This is a genomic window from Amycolatopsis sp. NBC_01286 (assembly GCF_035982555.1).
Classification (GTDB): Bacteria; Actinomycetota; Actinomycetes; order Mycobacteriales; family Pseudonocardiaceae; genus Amycolatopsis.
This window is the reverse complement of record NZ_CP108428.1, coordinates 495,512-512,803: the sequence shown is the minus strand read 5'-3', so window position 1 is coordinate 512,803 and position 17,292 is coordinate 495,512. Positions and strand designations below refer to the sequence as shown.

Annotated in this window: 19 protein-coding genes; 8 read left to right on the top strand and 11 right to left on the bottom strand. The window is 70.3% G+C overall.

All coding sequences use genetic code 11. The annotated features are described in order from the left end of the window. Window positions 1-51: 51 nt before the first annotated feature. Together OG570_RS02390 and OG570_RS02385 are read left to right on the top strand one after the other, a co-directional pair. Window positions 52-1,041 (top strand): PhnD/SsuA/transferrin family substrate-binding protein, encoded by a 990-nt coding sequence (locus OG570_RS02390; protein ID WP_326955426.1) that lies wholly within the window; start codon window positions 52-54, stop codon window positions 1,039-1,041. A 10-nt stretch (window positions 1,042-1,051) separates the two neighbouring features. Further along, a complete protein-coding gene (locus OG570_RS02385; protein WP_326955425.1) occupies window positions 1,052-2,041 on the top strand; it encodes an amidohydrolase family protein in 990 nt (329 codons plus the stop codon). A 113-nt stretch (window positions 2,042-2,154) separates the two neighbouring features. Here OG570_RS02385 and OG570_RS02380 read toward each other — a convergent pair whose 3' ends face one another. Beyond that, entirely contained in the window at window positions 2,155-2,592 is a 438-nt protein-coding gene (locus OG570_RS02380) for a hypothetical protein (RefSeq protein ID WP_326955424.1), read from the bottom strand. A 159-nt stretch (window positions 2,593-2,751) separates the two neighbouring features. Between OG570_RS02380 and OG570_RS02375 the strand changes: the two genes are divergently transcribed. Further along, complete coding sequence (locus OG570_RS02375; protein ID WP_326955423.1) at window positions 2,752-3,360, top strand: hypothetical protein; 609 nt, start codon at window positions 2,752-2,754, stop codon at window positions 3,358-3,360. Window positions 3,361-3,468: 108 nt separating this feature from the next. Here OG570_RS02375 and OG570_RS02370 read toward each other — a convergent pair whose 3' ends face one another. From OG570_RS02370 to OG570_RS02345, 6 genes are all read right to left on the bottom strand, one after another. Beyond that, window positions 3,469-3,846 (bottom strand): hypothetical protein, encoded by a 378-nt coding sequence (locus OG570_RS02370; RefSeq protein ID WP_326955422.1) that lies wholly within the window; start codon window positions 3,844-3,846, stop codon window positions 3,469-3,471. Between the two features lie 46 nt (window positions 3,847-3,892). Then, window positions 3,893-4,381, bottom strand: a complete 489-nt coding sequence (locus OG570_RS02365) for a hypothetical protein (RefSeq protein ID WP_326955421.1) — start codon at window positions 4,379-4,381, stop codon at window positions 3,893-3,895. Window positions 4,382-4,734: 353 nt separating this feature from the next. Further along, window positions 4,735-5,067: a MerR family transcriptional regulator gene (locus tag OG570_RS02360; RefSeq protein ID WP_326955420.1), complete on the bottom strand. Its 333-nt coding sequence runs from the start codon at window positions 5,065-5,067 to the stop codon at window positions 4,735-4,737. Window positions 5,068-5,727: 660 nt separating this feature from the next. Beyond that, window positions 5,728-6,483: an SDR family NAD(P)-dependent oxidoreductase gene (locus OG570_RS02355; RefSeq protein ID WP_247062000.1), complete on the bottom strand. Its 756-nt coding sequence runs from the start codon at window positions 6,481-6,483 to the stop codon at window positions 5,728-5,730. Between the two features lie 12 nt (window positions 6,484-6,495). Further along, complete coding sequence (locus OG570_RS02350) at window positions 6,496-7,488, bottom strand: LLM class flavin-dependent oxidoreductase (protein WP_326946933.1); 993 nt, start codon at window positions 7,486-7,488, stop codon at window positions 6,496-6,498. Then, the gene (locus tag OG570_RS02345) at window positions 7,485-9,038 is read right to left on the bottom strand and encodes an acyl-CoA synthetase (RefSeq protein ID WP_326955419.1); all 1,554 of its coding nucleotides are present in this window, start codon (window positions 9,036-9,038) and stop codon (window positions 7,485-7,487) included. The genes OG570_RS02350 and OG570_RS02345 overlap by 4 nt, the downstream gene beginning before the upstream one ends. 126 nt (window positions 9,039-9,164) lie before the next feature. Between OG570_RS02345 and OG570_RS02340 the strand changes: the two genes are divergently transcribed. Next, window positions 9,165-9,791, top strand: coding sequence for a TetR/AcrR family transcriptional regulator (locus tag OG570_RS02340; RefSeq protein WP_326946935.1), 627 nt, complete (start codon window positions 9,165-9,167; stop codon window positions 9,789-9,791). Here the strand turns inward: OG570_RS02340 and OG570_RS02335 are convergent. Next, a complete protein-coding gene (locus tag OG570_RS02335) occupies window positions 9,788-10,678 on the bottom strand; it encodes an alpha/beta fold hydrolase (protein WP_326955418.1) in 891 nt (296 codons plus the stop codon). The two genes, OG570_RS02340 and OG570_RS02335, sit on opposite strands and share 4 nt — an antisense overlap. 74 nt (window positions 10,679-10,752) lie before the next feature. On the opposite strand from OG570_RS02335, the gene OG570_RS02330 reads away from it, so the two are divergent. After that, entirely contained in the window at window positions 10,753-11,322 is a 570-nt protein-coding gene (locus OG570_RS02330; RefSeq protein WP_326955417.1) for a carboxymuconolactone decarboxylase family protein, read from the top strand. Then, window positions 11,315-12,109: a helix-turn-helix domain-containing protein gene (locus OG570_RS02325; RefSeq protein WP_326955416.1), complete on the top strand. Its 795-nt coding sequence runs from the start codon at window positions 11,315-11,317 to the stop codon at window positions 12,107-12,109. The genes OG570_RS02330 and OG570_RS02325 overlap by 8 nt, the downstream gene beginning before the upstream one ends. A gap of 62 nt (window positions 12,110-12,171) precedes the next feature. Here the strand turns inward: OG570_RS02325 and OG570_RS02320 are convergent, their stop codons facing one another. Continuing rightward, window positions 12,172-12,774 (bottom strand): TetR/AcrR family transcriptional regulator, encoded by a 603-nt coding sequence (locus OG570_RS02320; RefSeq protein WP_326955415.1) that lies wholly within the window; start codon window positions 12,772-12,774, stop codon window positions 12,172-12,174. A 91-nt stretch (window positions 12,775-12,865) separates the two neighbouring features. Between OG570_RS02320 and OG570_RS02315 the strand changes: the two genes are divergently transcribed. Both OG570_RS02315 and OG570_RS02310 read left to right on the top strand, forming a co-directional pair. Then, complete coding sequence (locus OG570_RS02315) at window positions 12,866-13,621, top strand: SDR family NAD(P)-dependent oxidoreductase (protein ID WP_326955414.1); 756 nt, start codon at window positions 12,866-12,868, stop codon at window positions 13,619-13,621. Between the two features lie 99 nt (window positions 13,622-13,720). Continuing rightward, entirely contained in the window at window positions 13,721-14,461 is a 741-nt protein-coding gene (locus tag OG570_RS02310; protein ID WP_326955413.1) for an SDR family oxidoreductase, read from the top strand. A gap of 44 nt (window positions 14,462-14,505) precedes the next feature. Here the strand turns inward: OG570_RS02310 and OG570_RS02305 are convergent, their stop codons facing one another. After that, a complete protein-coding gene (locus OG570_RS02305; protein WP_326955412.1) occupies window positions 14,506-16,161 on the bottom strand; it encodes an alpha/beta hydrolase in 1,656 nt (551 codons plus the stop codon). A 119-nt stretch (window positions 16,162-16,280) separates the two neighbouring features. Then, window positions 16,281-17,177 (bottom strand): LysR family transcriptional regulator, encoded by an 897-nt coding sequence (locus OG570_RS02300; protein ID WP_326955411.1) that lies wholly within the window; start codon window positions 17,175-17,177, stop codon window positions 16,281-16,283. Window positions 17,178-17,292 lie beyond the last annotated feature (115 nt).

The window sequence follows — 17,292 nt, the reverse complement described above, 5'->3', positions numbered from 1 at the left end:
AAATGAAAGGTCGTTCACGGAAGCGACCCACGAGGCGAAGGAGGACTTGTCATGACCGACCCGAAGCTCACCATGGGCGTCTACCGGTACGAGCACACCGAGCCGCTGTTCGACGGGCGCGTCGCGATCGACGCCACCCTGGAGACGTCGCCGCTGATCTCCGACGTCTTCCAGCGCATGGCCGAGGGCGACCTGGACGTCGCCGAGTACGGGCTGACCTACTTCCTGCGCTCGTTCGACCTGGCCGGCTCGCCGTTCCTGGCCCTGCCGATCTTCCCGAACCGCAATTTCCGGCACTCGGCCCTGTTCGTGAACGCCGACAGCGGGATCGAGCGGCCGGAAGACCTCGCGGGCAAGACGATCGGCGAGTTCGCGCTGTACGGCTCCGACCCGGGTGTCTGGGTGAAGGGCATCCTCGCCGACGAATACGGCGTGACGCCCGAGCGGATGAACTGGGTGATCGGCGGCACCGACCACCCGATCCCGTCGTTCGGCTGGATCCCGCAGCCCGTCCCGGACGGCGTCGACGTCCGCCACGCCGGCAACGAAGAGACCTTGGCCGCGCTGCTCGAAGCGGGCGAGATCGACGCGCTGCTCTCGGTCGACGTCCCGCAGAGCCTGCTCGACGGCTCGACGAAGAAGATCCGGCGGCTGTTCGTCGACTACGAAGCGGTCGAACGGGACTACTACCGCCGTACCGGCATCTTCCCGATGATGCACGTCGTCGCGATCCGCCGGGAGCTGGCCGAGGTGCCCGGCCTGGCCGCGTCGATCTACCGGGCGTTCGGCCAGGCCAAGGAGATCGTGCAGGAGCAGTACCGGGCCAACGCCGCGAAGCAGCACATGGCTGTGATCACCCCGTGGTTCAGCGAGTTGTTCGCGGAGAACCGGGCGCTGCTGGGCGAGGACTGGTGGCCGTACGGCCTCGACGCCAACCGCAAGGCCGTCGACACCTTCCTGCGCTACCACCACGAGCAGGGGCTGTCCCGGAGGCTGCTCACGTCCGAGGACATCTTCGCCCCCGAACTCCTCGACACTTGAAGGAAAGCTCGTGAAAATCATTGGCCTGGAAGAACACTTCGTGACCCGCGACGTCGTCGACGCGTGGTGCGCGCTGGAACCCGAGTGGCAGGATCTGTCGCTGACGCCGTCCACACGGGGCGATTCCGCCCGCCGGCTGGCCGACTTCGGCGACGAACGGCTCGCCGCGATGGCGAAGGCGGGACTCGACGTCCAGGTGTTGTCGTTGAGCACCCCGGGCGTGCAGAACCTGATCCCGGCCGACGCCGTCGCCTTGCAGACCGCCACCAACGACACCCTCGCCGAGGCGATCCGCGCCCGTCCGGACCGCTTCCAGGGCTTGGCGACGTTGGCCACGCCGCGTCCGGCCGCGGCGGCCGCCGAGCTGGAACGCGCGGTGACCGAGCTGGGCCTCAACGGCGCGATGCTCTTCGGGCGCACCAGGGACCGCAACATGGACGAGCCCGAGTTCTGGCCGATCTACGAGGCGGCGGCCGCGCTCAAGGCGCCGTTGCACCTGCATCCGCAGTCACCGCCCGCTGCCGTGCGCGGTGCCTACTACAGCGGCTACGGCCCGCGTGTCGACGCCGCACTCGCCACGCACGGCATCGGGTGGCACTACGACAGCGGCGTGCAGGTCCTCCGCCTCATCCTGAGCGGGGTGTTCGACCGCTTCCCCGACCTGCAGGTGATCGTCGGCCATTGGGGCGAGATGGTGTTGTTCTACCTGGACCGCATCGATTCCCTGAACGAGCTGGCCGGACTGCGGCGGCCGGTCTCGGACTACCTCCGCACCAACATCTTCCTGGCACCGAGCGGCATCCTCAGCCCGCGCTACCTGAGGTGGGCGACCGAGGTGGCCGGCGTCGACCGGATCCTGTTTTCGACGGACTACCCCTTCGTCGCCCCATCGCAGGGTGGGGCGCGTGCCTTCCTGGCAGAGGCGTCGCTGAGCGATGCGGACCGGCTGAAGATCGCCTCGGGCAACTGGGACCGGCTCTGCGCCTCCATCCGGCGTTGATCCGGTTTTGGTTGCGGTGTGGTCGAAATCTCCTCGATCGCCGGACACCCACGTCATCGCCGGCAATCGGCGTCGGTGTGCTCGACTCCGGTTGCCGGTCGCCGCGGTGGTGGTCAGGGCAGGCTGAACGATGCGAGTCCCAGCAGCGGGTGGCCCGGGACGGCGATCCGGACCGGACCGCCGATGCGGGGTTCGCCCATCACCCGGAGACGGCCCGTCTGTTCGATGTGGCGGGTCAGGACGTCGTCGGCCGAGGTCAGCTTGAACGCCAGCTCACTGCCGTCGGGTGTCCGGGCCAGCTGCCACGGCTTGGCCGCCGCAGGGCCGAGGACCTGGAGTTCCGTCCACGCTGCCGGGAGCTGGGAGCGGAAGCGCATCGCGTCGACCAGCGCGGTCACGGCACCGAGCCCGGCGATGACCGCCCAGGTGAGGAGCGAGGTGCGCCACGGATCTTGCGGCAGCAGCGCGACCACCGCCAGCGCGACGGCGACAACCGCGGCGACGCCGGCGACCCACCGGGCGGTCCGGACCCGGACGTCCGCGGCCTTCACGAGGACAGCGTCCTGGTCCGGCGGAACAGCCGGTGTCCCCGGATCGTCGGGTACCGGCTCGGGCTCGGGTCGTGAGCTTTCCGCCGCATCCCCCACAGCGCGAAGGCAAGCCCGGCTCCGCTCATGGCCCAGCCGTAACCGGCGAGCCTGGTGTCTCCGGTGAACCAGACCACTGTGGACACACCGATCCCGGCCACCGACCAGGCCAGGATCCTGCTGATCTTCGTGCTCCCCACCGCGCCGAGAGTACTCGGCGAGCGGGCCTTCACACTGCAGAACTGGTCCTTGCCCGAACGTCTCGCCTGCCGGGTACGCATCGACGTCGCTACCGCCTGCCATGCTTGGATCATGGCCGGCCATCGAGACGACCTTCCCGTGTTGACCATCGATGGTGCCTGCTTTCTCGACTTCGACGGGTTCACCCGCGAGTTCTCACGGCTGCTCCGTGGCTACACGTGGCGAGGAAACCTGGACGCCTTCGACGACATCCTCGGTGGCGGCTTCGGGACACCCGACAACGGCTGGGTTTTGAGGTGGCTCAACTCGGGGACGTCTCGGTCCGCGCTCGGTTACGAGGCGACGGTCCGAAGGCGAGAGCAGCTTCTCCTCACCTGCCACCCGTCGAACCGTCCGACCATCCAAGCCGAGGTTGTCGAGGCCAAGCGTGGCGAAGGCCCGACGCTGTTCGATGAGATCGTCGGGATCATTCGCGAACACGGACCCGATGGGGACGGGACCGGAGACGGCATCCGTCTGGAGTTGCTCTGACCAAACAGGGCGACACCCGCTCATCGGCAGGGTCGGACGCCTGCGACCGCTCGACCAGCGACATGGGCGTTCACCTGGAAGTCTTCGCACGGCAGTGATCGACCGTCTTCAGTGCCAGCCGGGCTCGGCCAGCTGTTCGCCGGCTTTGCCCCGGGGCCAGACGGTCATCTTGTCCAACCGGCCCGACGCGGTGTGGAATTCGAGGCCGCGGCCGAACGCGCCCGCCCACCGCAGGCCGGTCACTTCGGCGCGGGTGATCCGGATCGGTTCAACGCCGTAGACGCGCGGCTCGGCCTGGCCTCGGCTGACCAGCAGGCTGGCCAACGGCCACGTCACATTGCGGTGGTTCACCCAGGCTTCGCCCCGCAGGACGAGGTTGTAGTCCTCGCCCCGCAGCGCAGCGAACTGGCTTGCGTGGACCGGGTCCGGCGGTGGGACCCGACCGAAACCTTCGAACTTCTCCGGCCACCGGAACCTGATGTCCATGGCCGCGACACTGCTGCGCCGGGACGGCGCGCAGAGGGAAGAGACGTCACAGCCAGCGAGACAGCCACCACAACGACAACGACCACCACTCTTCGAGTCGTGCCCGGGTTCTCTCCATTTTCACGCCGTGATGCCACAGGAACAGCAGGACGGTGGCGCCCGCGCCGAGCAGAGTCAGCAAGCTGCCGGCCACGATCGGCCCGGTGTGCTTGTCCCCGGCGTCCAGTTCCGCGCGCTGTTCGTCCGGCCACACCCGGATCTGCACCTGGCGGCCCAGAACGACAGCACGCCGCCCTCGGTGGTTCTCGACGGTCTCCCACCTCGTCACCCCGTCGGTTCCGGTGTACTCGACGTCCGCGGTCGGGGGCTCCCGGACCCCGACCGAGACGACCCGCCCCGGGAAGAGCCCCGCCGACCGGTTCACGTCCGCGGCCATGGAAACGCCGGTCCACACCACCGCGAGCCCGCCGATCAGCACGACCAGGGGAAGCCACAACAGGGCCGCTTCGGGCAGCCAGGACTTCGACGACGTCATGCCTCCAGCACGCCAGGAGGGGCACCGTGGTTGCCCGGTGGCCCGGAAACGCTTGTGCCGACGTCGTTGCCCGAGGACGGCCTTCCTTGCGGCTACTCCTTGAGTGCGCCCGTGAGTGAGACCGATGCGGCGGAGCTGCGGCTGACCGCCGGCTCAGCTCACGCGCGGCCCCAGGCTCCGAAGGCGTCCGCTCTTCGGCGTGTGAGTTCGTATCAGCCAGACGCCGGGTCCTCCGCGGCGAGGAGCCGCGCCGACCAGCTGCTGACCGCGCCCCGCGCCGGGTTCCGGGGCGTCGTTGCCCCGCGAATCCCAAGACCCCGGCCGAGTCGAGGCTGGGGCGTTACACGGCCGGGTCAGTCGGTGGTGCGGAGTTCGGTGTTGCGGCGCTGGGCTTCGTGCAGCTGGTCTTCGAGGTTGACGATGCGGCACGCGGCGTCCACGGCGGTGCCCTGGTCGACCAGTTCTCGGACTCGGGCGGCCAGTTTCAGCTGGTGGCGGGAGTAGCGGCGGTGGCCGCCGGTGGAGCGTTGGGGGGTTATCAAGCCCGCTTCGCCCAGGCTGCGCAGGAAACCTTGGGTGGCGCCCAGGATGTCGGCGGCTCGGCCCATGGTGTAGGCGGGGTAGTGCTCGTCGTCGAACTTGTCGGCCCCGCTGGGCGTGGCCGGTCCTTCTTGGTCAGGAATCACTCTGCCTCCACGTCACAAAGGACCCCGGGTGCCACTGCGGCACCCGGGGTCCTCAAGGGTTGGGTTTCACCATTGTCAACCGACGCGAACGACGGCTTCCTGCACCCGCGTCCGGCGTGAAGCCGGGTTGTGCGGGGATCGCTTACTCGTGACCGAGCACCACCTCCGAACTCGATGGGACTGCGGCACCCGCGCGGCACTACCCGGCCGCTGCGGGCGATCCAATGATGGTTCCGTTCCCTTCTCTCCTGAATTTTCCCTACTGTCACTGCACCTGCTGCGAACGTCAACGACGGGAACCCTTCCACTGATCGGTCCCAGCACGCTTGACGTCGCTGGTCACTGCCCGGAGCCCCGTCACCGATCGGCTCCGGCCACCTGACCGGTCCTGCACCTGCACTAACCACTACTACTGCTGATCTTCGCGGGAACACGTCACCCGCACGGGCACCAGCCGGAACCTGTTCCTTGATCGGCTCCGTCCTGCCTGACCGTCTTGTCTCACCTCGCGGGTAGTTACGTTCTCTCCCGCGCCTGCTTGACGTTGTCTTTCTCGGTATGAGCAGAACACTACACACGCCCGCTCGGGAATGTCTACCCCGGCTGGCACAGATTTTCTGGAGTCAATCGAACGAGTGATGGCCGGGCCCGCCTCGGGCCTCAGACCAGGGACGCCGACAGGCCGCCGTCCAGGACGTAGTGGCTTCCGGTGATCCAGGTGGCCCGGTCGGAGGCCAGGAACGCGGCCACCTCCGCGATGTCCTGCGGGGTGCCCAGGCGGCCCTGCTTCGCCGCCACCAGGTCGCCGAAGGGGACCTGGGTCGCCGCCTCGAAGTCGGGGACCAGGCGCTCCACCATGGCCGTGTCGGCGAAACCCGGGCAGACGGCGTTGACGCGGATGCCCGCCGGGCGCATCTCGACCGCCGCCACGCGCGTCAGCTGGATGACCGCGGCCTTCGTCGCGCAGTACGAACCCAGCAGGGGGCTGCCGCCGATGCCGGCGATCGACGAGATGTTGACGATGTTGCCCTTGGACTCCACCAGGTGCGGGGTCGCCGCCTTCATCGCCACGAACGTGCCGCGCACGTTGACCGCGAAGATCTTGTCGAAGCTCTCCGTGGACTGCTGCAGCAGCGGCGACGACACCTCGATCCCGGCGTTGTTGACCAGGACGTCCAGGCCGCCGAGGAGGTCGACCGCCTGCTGGATCGCCGCCTGGACCTGGGCTTCGTCGGTGACGTCGCAGTTGGCGACGCCGGCCGCGCCGATCTCCTCGGCCGCCTGCTTGGCCGAGTCGGCGTTGAGGTCGCTGACCACGACCTTGGCGCCGCGTTCGATGAACAGCGTCGCGATGGCCTTGCCGATCCCGGCGCCGGACCCGGTGACGAAGACGCGCTTTCCCTCAAGCTCGGACATTCTCGTTCCCTTTCACATCGCGTCGATCTTGGGCAGGATTTCTTCCTTGAGCCGCTTCATGTCGTCGAGCGTCTTCGCCACCGGCACGTCCTGGAACGGCGGCCACAGGAACGGCATCGTCAGCCCGGCTTCGTTGTAGCGCTTGAGCCGGTCGGTGATCTGCGCCGCCGACCCGACGAGCAGGTTGGTGCCCTTGCCCAGCGGGCTCTGGTCCACGTCCTCGTCGGTGATGACGAACCAGATCATGCTGGAGATCTCGAGGTCGTCGACCGACCGCTTGGTGTCGAGCTCGTCGAGCTCACGCTGGATCTCCGTGCGCCACCGCTGGATGTCCTCGGGCGAGTCCTGGATCCCGATCCAGCCCGACAGGTTGTACTTGGCGATGCGGCTCGCCGAGCGCTTCGGGTCCTTGAGGCCGCTGAAGAAGATCGGCGGGTGCGGCTTCTGCACCGGCTTCGCCCCGAACCCGGCCGGCTCGAAGTCGGCGAACTCGCCGTGGTATTCGAAGACCTCGTTGGTCCAGATGCCCTGCATGATCTCCAGGGTTTCGCGGACGTGCTTGTGCCGCTTGGGAAAGATGTGCGCGGCGCTGGCGGCGGCGAACTCTTCGGGCATCCAGCCGGAGCCGACGGCGACGTTGAGCCTGCCGCCCGAGAGGTGGTCGATGGTGGCCAGCTCCGCGGCGAGGACGCCGGGGGACCGGTACGGCGTGTCGATGATGCTCATGCCGATCCGGACCTTCGACGTCTTCGCGGCGAGCCAGGGGAGCAGCGGCATGCCCTGGAGGAACTCGCCCCGCGAGCTCACCGGGAGCTGCTTGCCCATTTCGTCCAGCATCCCGAAGGGGTACTGCATTTCCCCGCGGTCCGAGGACTCCGGCACGATGATCCGGTCGAGCGTCCAGACGGAGTCGAAGTCGAGGTCCTCGGCGAGGGCGGTGAGGTCCTCGAGTTCCCGCACGGTCACTTTGTCCCGGAAGTTCGGCAGGTAGAGCGCGAGTTTCATGGTCGGACAGCCTCCTTGCTGCGTTCGGTGAAGGTGGAGCGGATGTCGGCCTTGAGGACCTTGCCGACGGTCGAGCGCGGCAGCTCCGGCCAGATCTCGATCTGCTTGGGCGCCTTGACGCTGCCGATGCGGGCCTTGACGAACGCGATCAGCTCGCCGGCGTCCAGGTCGGCGCCGGGCTGGAGCTGGACGACGGCGGTGACGCGCTCGCCCCACTTGTCGTCCGGCAGGCCGATCACCGCGCAGTCGCGGACGGCGTCGTGGGCCATCACGGCCTGCTCGACCTCGGCGGAGTAGACGTTGAACCCGCCGGTGATGACCATGTCCTTGGCGCGGTCGACGATGTGGAGGTAGCCCTCGTCGTCGAGGAAGCCGATGTCGCCGGTGTGGTGCCAGCCGTGGGCGGACGCCTCCGCCGTGGCCTCCGGGTTGCGGTAGTAGCCGGCCATCACCAGCGAGCCGCGCACGCAGATCTCCCCGCGTTCGCCCCGCGGGACCGGGTTGCCGTCGTCGTCGAGGATCGCCACCGTGACCAGGGGAGACGGCCGGCCCGCCGACGCCAGCCGTCCCGTGTGGACGGTGCCGTCCGGGTGGCGGTGCTCGGCGGGCGCCATCGTCGAGATCATCATCGGGGCCTCGGACTGGCCGAACAGCTGCGCCATCGGCCCGATGCGGTCGAGCGCTTCGGTCAGCCGGGACGTCGACATCGGCGCGGCGCCGTACCAGAAGCACTGCAGCGACGAGAGATCCGTGGTGGCGAGCGCTTCGTGGCCGAGCACCATGTAGATCAACGTCGGCGGCAGGAACGTGTGGGTGACGTGGTGGCGGTCGATCAGCTCCAGGAACCGGCCGACGTCGGGCTTCGCCATGATCACGACCTCGCCGCCGCGGGCGAGGATCGGGAAGCACAGGACGCCGGCCGCGTGCGTCAGCGGGGCCAGGGCGAGGTACACCGGGCGCCCGTCGAAGGGGTAGCTCATCAGCGTGATCGCCGACATGACCTCGAGGTTGCGGTCGGTGAGCATGACGCCCTTGGGGCGGCCCGTCGTGCCGCCGGTGCCGACCAGCGCGACGACGTCGTCGGGCGGTGCGGCCGCGGCGGCGGGGTCGTCGCGGGCGGCGTCGAGCCAGGCGTCGAAGCCCGGGGCGACGTCGTCGCCGTCGCCGAGCCGGACGAGCGTGGTCAGCTTCGGCAGCTTGGGGGCGATCTGGCCGACGAGCTCCTCGAAGCCGGGCTGGAAGATCAACGTGGTGCAGTCGAACAGGTCCAGCAGTTCCGCGTTCTCGCCGGCGGCGTTGCGCGGGTTGATCGGGCACCAGACCGCGCCCGCCCGGGAGATGCCGAAGACGCAGGCGAACGCGGTCGGGTCGTTGGCCGAGAGGATGCCGACCTTGTCCCCGGGCGCGACGCCCGAGCGCCGCAGGGCCCGGGCGACCCGCTCGGCGAGTGCGATCACCGCACCGTAGGAGAGCGAGACTTCGTCGAGGGTCAGGCAAGGCGCCTCGGGGTCGAGCGAAGCGCCCTTTTCCAGGTAGAAGAACAGAGACATCGTCGTCCCTTCGAAACCTCCGCCGGCGGCACCGGCGGCTGGTCACGACCTTGACCGCCATTTGGACGAATGTCAAGATTTTCTTGGACGATTGGTCAGAGAACCGCTCGATGGTATCTTCGGCCCGTGACCAGCGCAGCCGCCGTGAGGCGCCGGACCCGTGTCGACAAGTTCGAAGAGCGCCGCCGGGAACTCGCCGACGCGGCGCTGCTGGCGCTCGCCGACCTGGGGTACGCCCGCACCAGCCTGCGCACGATCGCCGAGCACACGAAGTTCTCCCACGGGCTGCTGCACTACTACTTCGCCGACAAGGTCGAGCTGATCACCTACTGCGTGCGGCGCTACAAAGCCGCTTGCGTGCAGCGCTACGAGGGCGGCGTCGGCGAGGTGGCCACGCCCGCCGAGCTCGCCGCGGCCTGCGCGGACGGGCTGGCCGCCGCGCTCGCCGACGCGCCGCTGATGCACCGGCTCTGGTACGACCTGCGCTCGCAGTCGATGTTCGAGGAAGCCTTCCGCGACGACGTCGCCGAGATCGACGACAGCCTGCAGGACATGATCTGGCGCAACGTCAGCGCGTACGCCGACCTCGCCGGCACGCCGCCGAACTGCTCGCCGTCGGAGGCCTACGCGCTGTTCGACGGCCTGTTCCAGCAAGCCCTGCTGCGCTACCTGATGAGCACCGAAGGCGCGCTCGACGACCTCCGGAACGGCGTCCGCGCGCTGTTCCCGCGGCTTCTGTCCACTGAGGACTAAAGCAGGCTCGCGACGGCGTCCGCGAAGGCTTCCGGCGCTTCCTGCGGCGCGTTGTGCCCGATCCCGGCCAGCAGCCGGTGCTCGTACGGGCCGGTGAAGCACTCCCGGTCACCGGCCGCGCTCGGGCCGAGCAGGCCGTCGGCGCCGGTCTCCAGCAGCACGGTGGGCACGGTGATCGGCGGCTGCCCCGCGAGGACGTCTTCCAGGTCCTGGTAACGGGGATCGCCGTCGACGAGGCCGTAGCGGTGCCGGTAGGAGTGGATCACGACGTCGGCGAAGTCCGGGTTGTGCAGGCTGGACGCGCTCGCGGGGAACGCCGCGGCGGCACCGGACCACGCCGGCGACCAGGTGCGCCACAGGAACTCGCACAGCTCTTCGCGGTTGCGCTCCAGCCCGCGGCGGCCACGCTCGGAGTGGAAGTAGTACTGGTACCAGTACGTGGCTTCCCATTCCGGCTTGCCGGGCTCGTGCGCGGCGGCGATGTCCTGGACGTTGTAGCCGTCGACGGTGACCAGGCCGCGGACGCGCTCCGGGTGCACCGCGGCCGTGATGCACGCCGCGCGCCCGCCCCAGTCATAGCCGGCGAGGACCGCGGATTCGATGCCCAGCGCGTCCATGAACTCGACCAGGTCGGTGCCGAGCGCCGCCTGCTGGCCCGACCGCGGGGTGGCGTCGTCGCGGAACGACGTCGCGCCGAAGCCGCGCAGGTAGGGGGCGACGACCCAGGCGTTCCGGCGGGCCAGCAACGGTGCGACCTCGTCGAAAGCCCTGACGTCATAAGGGAAACCGTGGAGCAGGATCACGGGCACCGCGTCAGTGGGGCCGGAGTGTTCGTACGCGACGCTCAAGATCGGCGTGTCGACCTGTCCTGCTGACGTGAAGCCCATCGGGCGATTGTCGCACGAGCACGTTTACCTCCCAGGGAATTGGATCGACGCCGCGACCGGCCCAGACTCGGTTCATGACCAGTTACCCGATCCACACCGCCGACACCGCACCCGAAGCCGCGAAGGAGCCGTTGACCGTCCTGCAGGGAGCGTTCGGGTTCGTCCCGGCCGCGGCCGGGCTGATGGCGAACTCGCCGGCGTTGCTGAACACCTTCTTCTCGGCGTTCGGGCACTTCCGCGGCGGCGGCACGTTCGGCCCGGACGAGCGGCAGGTGCTGCTGCTGACCAACGCCGTCGCGAACGGCAGCGAGTGGGCCGTCGCGTTCCACACGCTGGAGTCGCTCGCGGACGGCGTCGACGCCGACGTCGTCGAGGCCCTGCGCCGCGGCGAGCGGCCCGCCGACCCGCGGATGGCGGCGCTGTCGGCGCTCACCCGCGCGTTCATCGAGCAGCGCGGGCACCTCGACGACGCCGACGTCGCGGCATTCACCGCGGCCGGCTTCACCGGGGAGCAGGTGTTCGAGGTGATCACCGGGGTGGCGATCTCGGCGATGACGAACTACACCGCGAACCTCGCCCGGCCCGCGCTGGAGGCGGCGGTGCGCCCGCACGCGTGGACCGCGGGATACTCGAGCCGTGTCTGACGTCGGTCCACTGCTGAAACACTGGCGCGGCGCCCGGCGGCTGAGCCAGCTGGCCCTCGCCGCCGAGGCCGCCGTGTCGATCCGCCACCTGTGCTTCCTGGAGACCGGCCGCGCGAACCCCAGCCGCGCCATGGTCCTCAAGCTCGCCGAGGTGCTCGACGTGCCGCTGCGCGAACGCAACACCCTGCTGCTCAAGGCCGGGTTCGCGCCCGAGTACCCGGAGTCCGAACTGGACGCGCCGTCGCTCGCCGCCGTCCGGGACGCGCTCGACACGATCCTGGCGCAGCAGGAGCCGTTCCCGGCGCTGGTGATGGACCGCAGCTGGGACATCCGGCACACCAACACGGCCGCGCGCCGGTTCTTCGCCCTCCTCCAGGACGGGCAGCCGAAGGCCGCGCCCGGCCCGGCGAACGTGCTGCGCCGGATGTTCCACCCGGACGGCGTCCGGCAGCGCGTGACGAACTGGCCGGAGGTCGCCGAGGCCCTGGTCCGGCGGGCGCGCCGGGAGGCGATCGGCGGCGTCACCGACGAGCGGGTCCAGTGCATCCTCGACGAGGTGCTGGACTACCCCGGGGTGCCGAAGTCGCTGCGGTCGCTGGACGCGGCGACGCCGGTGCTGCCGATCGTGCCGATCCGGTACGCGCTGGGGGACCGGCGGTTCGACTACTTCTCGACGGTGACGACGCTCGGCACGCCGCAGGACGTGACGCTGCAGGAGCTGCGCATCGAGTGCTTCTTCCCGATGAACGACGAGACCCGCGAGCAGGCGCACCGGCTCCGGTCGTGAGTGTTTAGGGCGGTTTTAACCGCCCTAAACACTCACGACAAGCCGCGGCAGAGCACCCAAGCCTAGGTCGGTGGGGCGCCCGGTAGGGGGTCGCGGCCCGGGGCGCGCAAGCCGTCGAGGGTGATGGCGATGACGCGGTCGCGGCCGCTCTTCGCCGCGTCGAGGCCCAGGCAGTGCGGGGACATCCCGGCGGCCGCGCCGGCGAGGAACGGGACGTCCTGCCAGGCGACGTCGGGGCGGAGCGCGCCGGCTTCCCGGGCCCGCTCGGTGACCGCGCGGACGTGGTCGCGCAGTACGGCGAACGCCTCGGCCACCGCGGAGCCGCTCTCCCCGGGCTCGGCCGCCAGGGCGTCCGACAGGCCCTTGTTCTCCGATTGCGCCGACGCGAGCGCGCGCACCAGCTCGGCGAAGCCGGTCCACGGATCGACGGCCGACGCTGCCTCGCGGGCCTGCTCCACCAGCTCGCCGACGACTTCCAGCAGCACCGCTTCCAGCAGCGCGTGGCGCGACGGGAAGCGCCGGTAGAACGTCGCGGGCCCGACCCCGGCGCGCTTGACGATCTCGTTGGTCGACACCGCCAGCCCGTGGTCGGCGATGGCCGTCCGCGCGGCCGCGATCACCAGCTCGGCGCTGCGGCGCGCGTCGGATCGCATCTCCCTGGCCATTTCCCGAGCCTAGCACTAGACGGAGAACCGCTCTCCGTCTAGTGCTACCGTGAAACGGAGAACGACTCTCCGTCTGGGAAGCAGGGCATTCATGGGCACCTTGACCGGCAAGACCGCGCTGATCACCGGCGGCAGCGAGGGGATCGGCCTCGGGATCGCCGACGCCTTCGCGCGGGAAGGCGCGGATCTCGTCCTCTTGGCGCGCGACCCCGGCAAGCTCGACGCCGTCGCGGCCCGGCTGCACGGCGCGTCCGTCAGGACCGTCGCCGTCGATCTCGCCGAGCCGGACGCCTTGGCCGCGCTCCCCGCCGATCTGGCCGTCGACATCGTCGTCAACAACGCGGGGGTCACCCACCTGAAGTCCCTCGAGGACACCACCGACGCCGACTTCGACGCGATGGTGCGGGTCAACCTCGGTGTGCCGTTCCGGCTGGTCCAGCGGCTGCTGCCCGGGCTCGTCGCGGCGCGGGGGAGCGTCGTCAACATCTCCAGCTACTGGGGCACGAAGATGGTCGACGGCCGCCCGGCGTCGGTGTACTCCGCGACGCGCGGCGCGCTCAACTCGTTCACCCAGGCGCTGGCCAGCGAGCTGGGGCCGGCCGGGGTGCGGGTCAACGCCATCGTGCCGGGGTCGGTTCGCACGCCGGCGTTCGAGCGGCGCTTCCTCGGCCCGATGAGCGACGACCAGCGCGCGGACTACGACGACTACGTCCGGCGCTCGTACCCGGCGGGCCGGATCGGGCTTCCGGCCGACGTCGCCGCCGCGGCGCTCTACCTCGTCTCGCCGGCCAATACCTGGGTCACCGGCAGCATCCTCACCGTCGACGGCGGGTTCGCCGTCCGCTGAGCCCGGTGGACAGCTGAGCCCGGTGGACAAGTGGACAAGTGTCCGCTAGCGTCGAAACAAGCGGACACTTGTCCACATCAACTATCGAGGAGGCTCGTCATGTCGGAGATCGACGGCAAGGTCGTCGCGATTACCGGAGCGAGCGGCGGCATCGGCGAGGCCATCGCGCGCACCCTCGCCGACCGCGGAGCGGCCGTCGTCCTGGGCGCGCGCCGGACGGAACGCCTCGAACAGGTCGCCGAGGACATCCGCGCCCGGGGTGGCCGCGCGATCGTCTGCACCACCGACGTCACCGTCCGGGAAGACCTCGACCGGCTCGTCGCCCGGGCGGTCGAGGAGTTCGGCCGGCTCGACGTGCTCGTGAGCAACGCCGGCATCAGCAAGATCGGCCCGATGGCGGACCTCGACGTCGACGGCTGGTCCGCGATGATCGACGTCAACCTGCGCGGTGTGCTGCACGGGATCGCCGCGGCGCTGCCGGTGTTCCGGCGCCAGGGCCGCGGGCACCTGGTGACGACGGTGTCGACGTCCGGCCTGAAGATCACGCCCACGATGGCGGTCTACGCCGGCACCAAGAACGCCGTCCGCACGCTGCTGGAAGGCCTCCGGCAGGAGTCGACCGACGGCGTGCTGCGGACCACGGCGGTCTCGCCCGGGTTCGTCCGGACCGATCTCGCGGGCTCGATCGACAACCTCGAGGTGCGGGCGGAGATCCAGCGCGGCATCGACGAGTTCGCCATCGCGCCGGAGGCCGTCGCCCGCGCGGTCGCGTTCGCCATCGAGCAGCCGCACGACGTCGAAATCGGCGAGATCGTCCTCCGCCCGACCGTCCAGGGCTGAGCCCGGGACGGCCGCCCCGCCCGAAGCGGCCGTCCCGGGAGGTGTCAGTTCAGCGCGCTGACCTGGCGCTGAACCTCGTTGCGCAGCAAGGAATGCGCGTCACCGAGCCGCGTGGTGAGGCTGCTGTGCGCGGCGCCCAGCGGACCCGTGACCGGGTGGACGGCGTCTTCGTCCGGCAGCGGCACGCCGGGGCAGGTGGCGCTGCCCGGCCGGGAGTTCCTGGTGAGGAACGTGTTCACCATCCCGTCGACGCACGGGTTGCCGGACAGGGCGTACTGGCCGTGGAACGGCGAGTCGTCCACCGACACCAGCGGGACGCCGGCCGCGCGGGTGGCCGCTTTCGCCTGCTCGTAACCCGTCTGCGGGTCGAACTCGCCCTGGACGACGAGCACGTTCTTCGCGACTTGCGCCGGCAGGTTCGGCAGCGTGTGCTGCGGCGCGTCGGACCAGAACCCGCACGGCTCGCTGAGGCCGTAGAGCCAGCCGTACAACGGGTACTGCGGGCCCTGCCGGTCGCTGAGCCGCTTGTACCAGGCGGCGGACTGCGTCGGCTGGTCACCGCACGCCACGGCGTACCGGGTGCCGGGGACCGCGGTGTAGTCGGGCACGGCGGCCGCGACCTTCGCGACCGTCAGCTGCGCCGCCGGGACGCCGAAAGCGCTGCGGGACACCGCATCCAGCTCGCCGCCCGGAGCCGCGCCGCCGGGCTCCAGGGAGTTCGCGCCGAGGACCAGGACCAGCACGCCGAGGTACCACTGGAACTGGCTGCCGTTGCCGACGAAGATCCGGTCGAACGAGTCGCCGTCCACGCCCTGGGTCTTGTAGAAGGCGCGGATCTGCTCGATCTTCGCCTTCACCTCGGCGACGCTCGTGCCGAGCTGGTCGCCGTAGCGGCGCACGACCCACGGCAGGTAGACGTCGTCGAACTGCCGCTGGTCGATCACCGGGAACGCCTCGAAGTCGGCCTGCAGCCGGCCTTCGAAGTTCACGCTGGAGTCGAGCACGGTCTTGCCGGTGTGCTCCGGGAACAGCGACGCGTACTTCGCGCCGAGCCAGGTCCCGTAGGAGTAGCCGAGGTAGTTCAGCTTCTCGTCGCCCAGCAGCGCGCGGATCAGGTCCATGTCGTGCGCGGTCTGCCACGTCGTGACGTACGGCGTGAGCGCGTTGCTCTGGCACGCCTCGGCGATGGCGCGCGGCGACTGCTGGTGCAGCGCGATGCTCTGCGCCGACCGGTCACGCGCGTCGAGCCCGGCCGGCAGCCGCCCGGTGGGGACCTGGCACTGGAAGCCGTGGTCGTCGCTGCCTTCGCGGCCGGTCCCGCGCGGGTCCATGCCGATCAGGTCGTAGAGCTGGTTCACCGACGGTTCGAGGCCGGCCAGCGCGCCGGCGAGCGAGGTGCCCTGCCCGCCCGGCCCGCCGGGGTTGACCAGGAGCGCGCCGAGCCGCTGCCCGGTGGCCGCGACGCGGCTGATCGAGACCTGCAGGTCGACGCCCGCGGCGGGGTTCGCCCAGTCGCGCGGGACGGTGACCAGCGCGCACTCGGCCGGTCTGGCGTCGGCGGCGGGCGTGAACGCGCACGCGCCCCAGGTGAGCTGCTGTCCGGTGTAGGGCGCGAGCGGGTCGTCGGCGGCCGCGGCGGGCGTCGCGGCCGCCACGAGGGCCGCGATCGTCACGACCAGTCCGGCTCGGAAACCTGGCATCTGAAGTCCTCCCGAAAGGTGTGGAGGACGCGACCGTGGCACGGTTTCGCCGGGCGGGGATCAACCCGGGGTATCAGATGTGTGCGGTGGAATCGTACTTTCGGCGGCCGTGGCGACGGCTACCCGAGGTCCCGCAACGCTTCGCGGACCCGGTCCCGGAGCCACCGGTGCGCCTTGTCGTTCTCGTAGCGCTGGTGCCAGGAACCCACCAGCGGCGCCGGGGGTACGGGCATCGGGAGCGGCACGGTCACCAGGCCCAGCGCGTCGATCATCCCTGCGCACATGCGTTCGGGCACGGCCACGACGCACTCGCCGAGCCGCACGACGCTCAGCGCCGACGTGGTGGTCGGGGTCGTGGCGACGACCCGGCGTTCGAGACCGTGCTCGGCCAGGGCGTCGTCCATCGGGTCGTGGAGCCGGCCTCGCCGGGTGATCCGCAGGTGCAACGCCTCGGCGTAGCGGCGCAGGGTCGGTTTTCGCGTGGCGAAGGGGTGATCCGGCGCGACGGCCAGCACCAGGCGGTCCTCGAAGAACAGCTCCGACCGGATCTCGGGGGAGTCCGGCGCCGCGCTGCCGAGCTCGAGGTCGACCTGGCCGCGGCGCAGTTCCTGGGTGTCCGCCCGGCCTTCCGCCAGCAGCCGCAGCCGGGCGTTCGGCGCGTCGCGGTGGACCGCGGCGATGAGCCGGGGGCCCAGCGCGGTGGTGATCGCGTCGTGGCAGATCAGCGTGAAGACCCGGTCGAGCTCGGCGAGGTCGAGCGCGCGGTCAGGGGCGAGCACGCTTTCGGCCTGCTGCACCAGATCGCGGACCTGGGCCCGGATCTCGAGCGCGTACGGCGTCGGCGTCATCGTCCGGCCCGTGCGGACGAGGATCTGGTCGCCGGTCGTCTTGCGGATCCGGCCGAGCGTCCGGCTCATCGCGGGCGACGACAGGCGCAGGCGATCGGCGGCCGCGGCGACGCTGCCCTCCTCGAGCAGCGCGTCCAGCGCCGTCAGGAGGTTCAGGTCCAGGTACATGCCGCGGATCGTACTGTGGCCGCTCAGGTGGGGCGGCGGACCGGGAGGACCCACCAGCGCGGCGCCGCGAACCGGCCGATCCCGCCGGTGGTGCCGATCAGCACGATGGCCAGCC

Bases quoted from the DNA above. Each gene is read 5' to 3' on its own strand.
- OG570_RS02390 (WP_326955426.1), top strand. From the start codon at position 52: ATGACCGACCCGAAGCTCACCATGGGCGTCTACCGGTACGAGCACACC.
- OG570_RS02370 (WP_326955422.1), bottom strand. From the start codon at position 3,846: ATGGACATCAGGTTCCGGTGGCCGGAGAAGTTCGAAGGTTTCGGTCGG.
- OG570_RS02365 (WP_326955421.1), bottom strand. From the start codon at position 4,381: ATGACGTCGTCGAAGTCCTGGCTGCCCGAAGCGGCCCTGTTGTGGCTT.
- OG570_RS02355 (WP_247062000.1), bottom strand. From the start codon at position 6,483: ATGTCCGAGCTTGAGGGAAAGCGCGTCTTCGTCACCGGGTCCGGCGCC.
- OG570_RS02350 (WP_326946933.1), bottom strand. From the start codon at position 7,488: ATGAAACTCGCGCTCTACCTGCCGAACTTCCGGGACAAAGTGACCGTG.
- OG570_RS02345 (WP_326955419.1), bottom strand. From the start codon at position 9,038: ATGTCTCTGTTCTTCTACCTGGAAAAGGGCGCTTCGCTCGACCCCGAG.
- OG570_RS02335 (WP_326955418.1), bottom strand. From the start codon at position 10,678: ATGGGCTTCACGTCAGCAGGACAGGTCGACACGCCGATCTTGAGCGTC.
- OG570_RS02330 (WP_326955417.1), top strand. From the start codon at position 10,753: ATGACCAGTTACCCGATCCACACCGCCGACACCGCACCCGAAGCCGCG.
- OG570_RS02320 (WP_326955415.1), bottom strand. From the start codon at position 12,774: ATGGCCAGGGAGATGCGATCCGACGCGCGCCGCAGCGCCGAGCTGGTG.
- OG570_RS02315 (WP_326955414.1), top strand. From the start codon at position 12,866: ATGGGCACCTTGACCGGCAAGACCGCGCTGATCACCGGCGGCAGCGAG.
- OG570_RS02310 (WP_326955413.1), top strand. From the start codon at position 13,721: ATGTCGGAGATCGACGGCAAGGTCGTCGCGATTACCGGAGCGAGCGGC.
- OG570_RS02305 (WP_326955412.1), bottom strand. From the start codon at position 16,161: ATGCCAGGTTTCCGAGCCGGACTGGTCGTGACGATCGCGGCCCTCGTG.
- OG570_RS02300 (WP_326955411.1), bottom strand. From the start codon at position 17,177: ATGTACCTGGACCTGAACCTCCTGACGGCGCTGGACGCGCTGCTCGAG.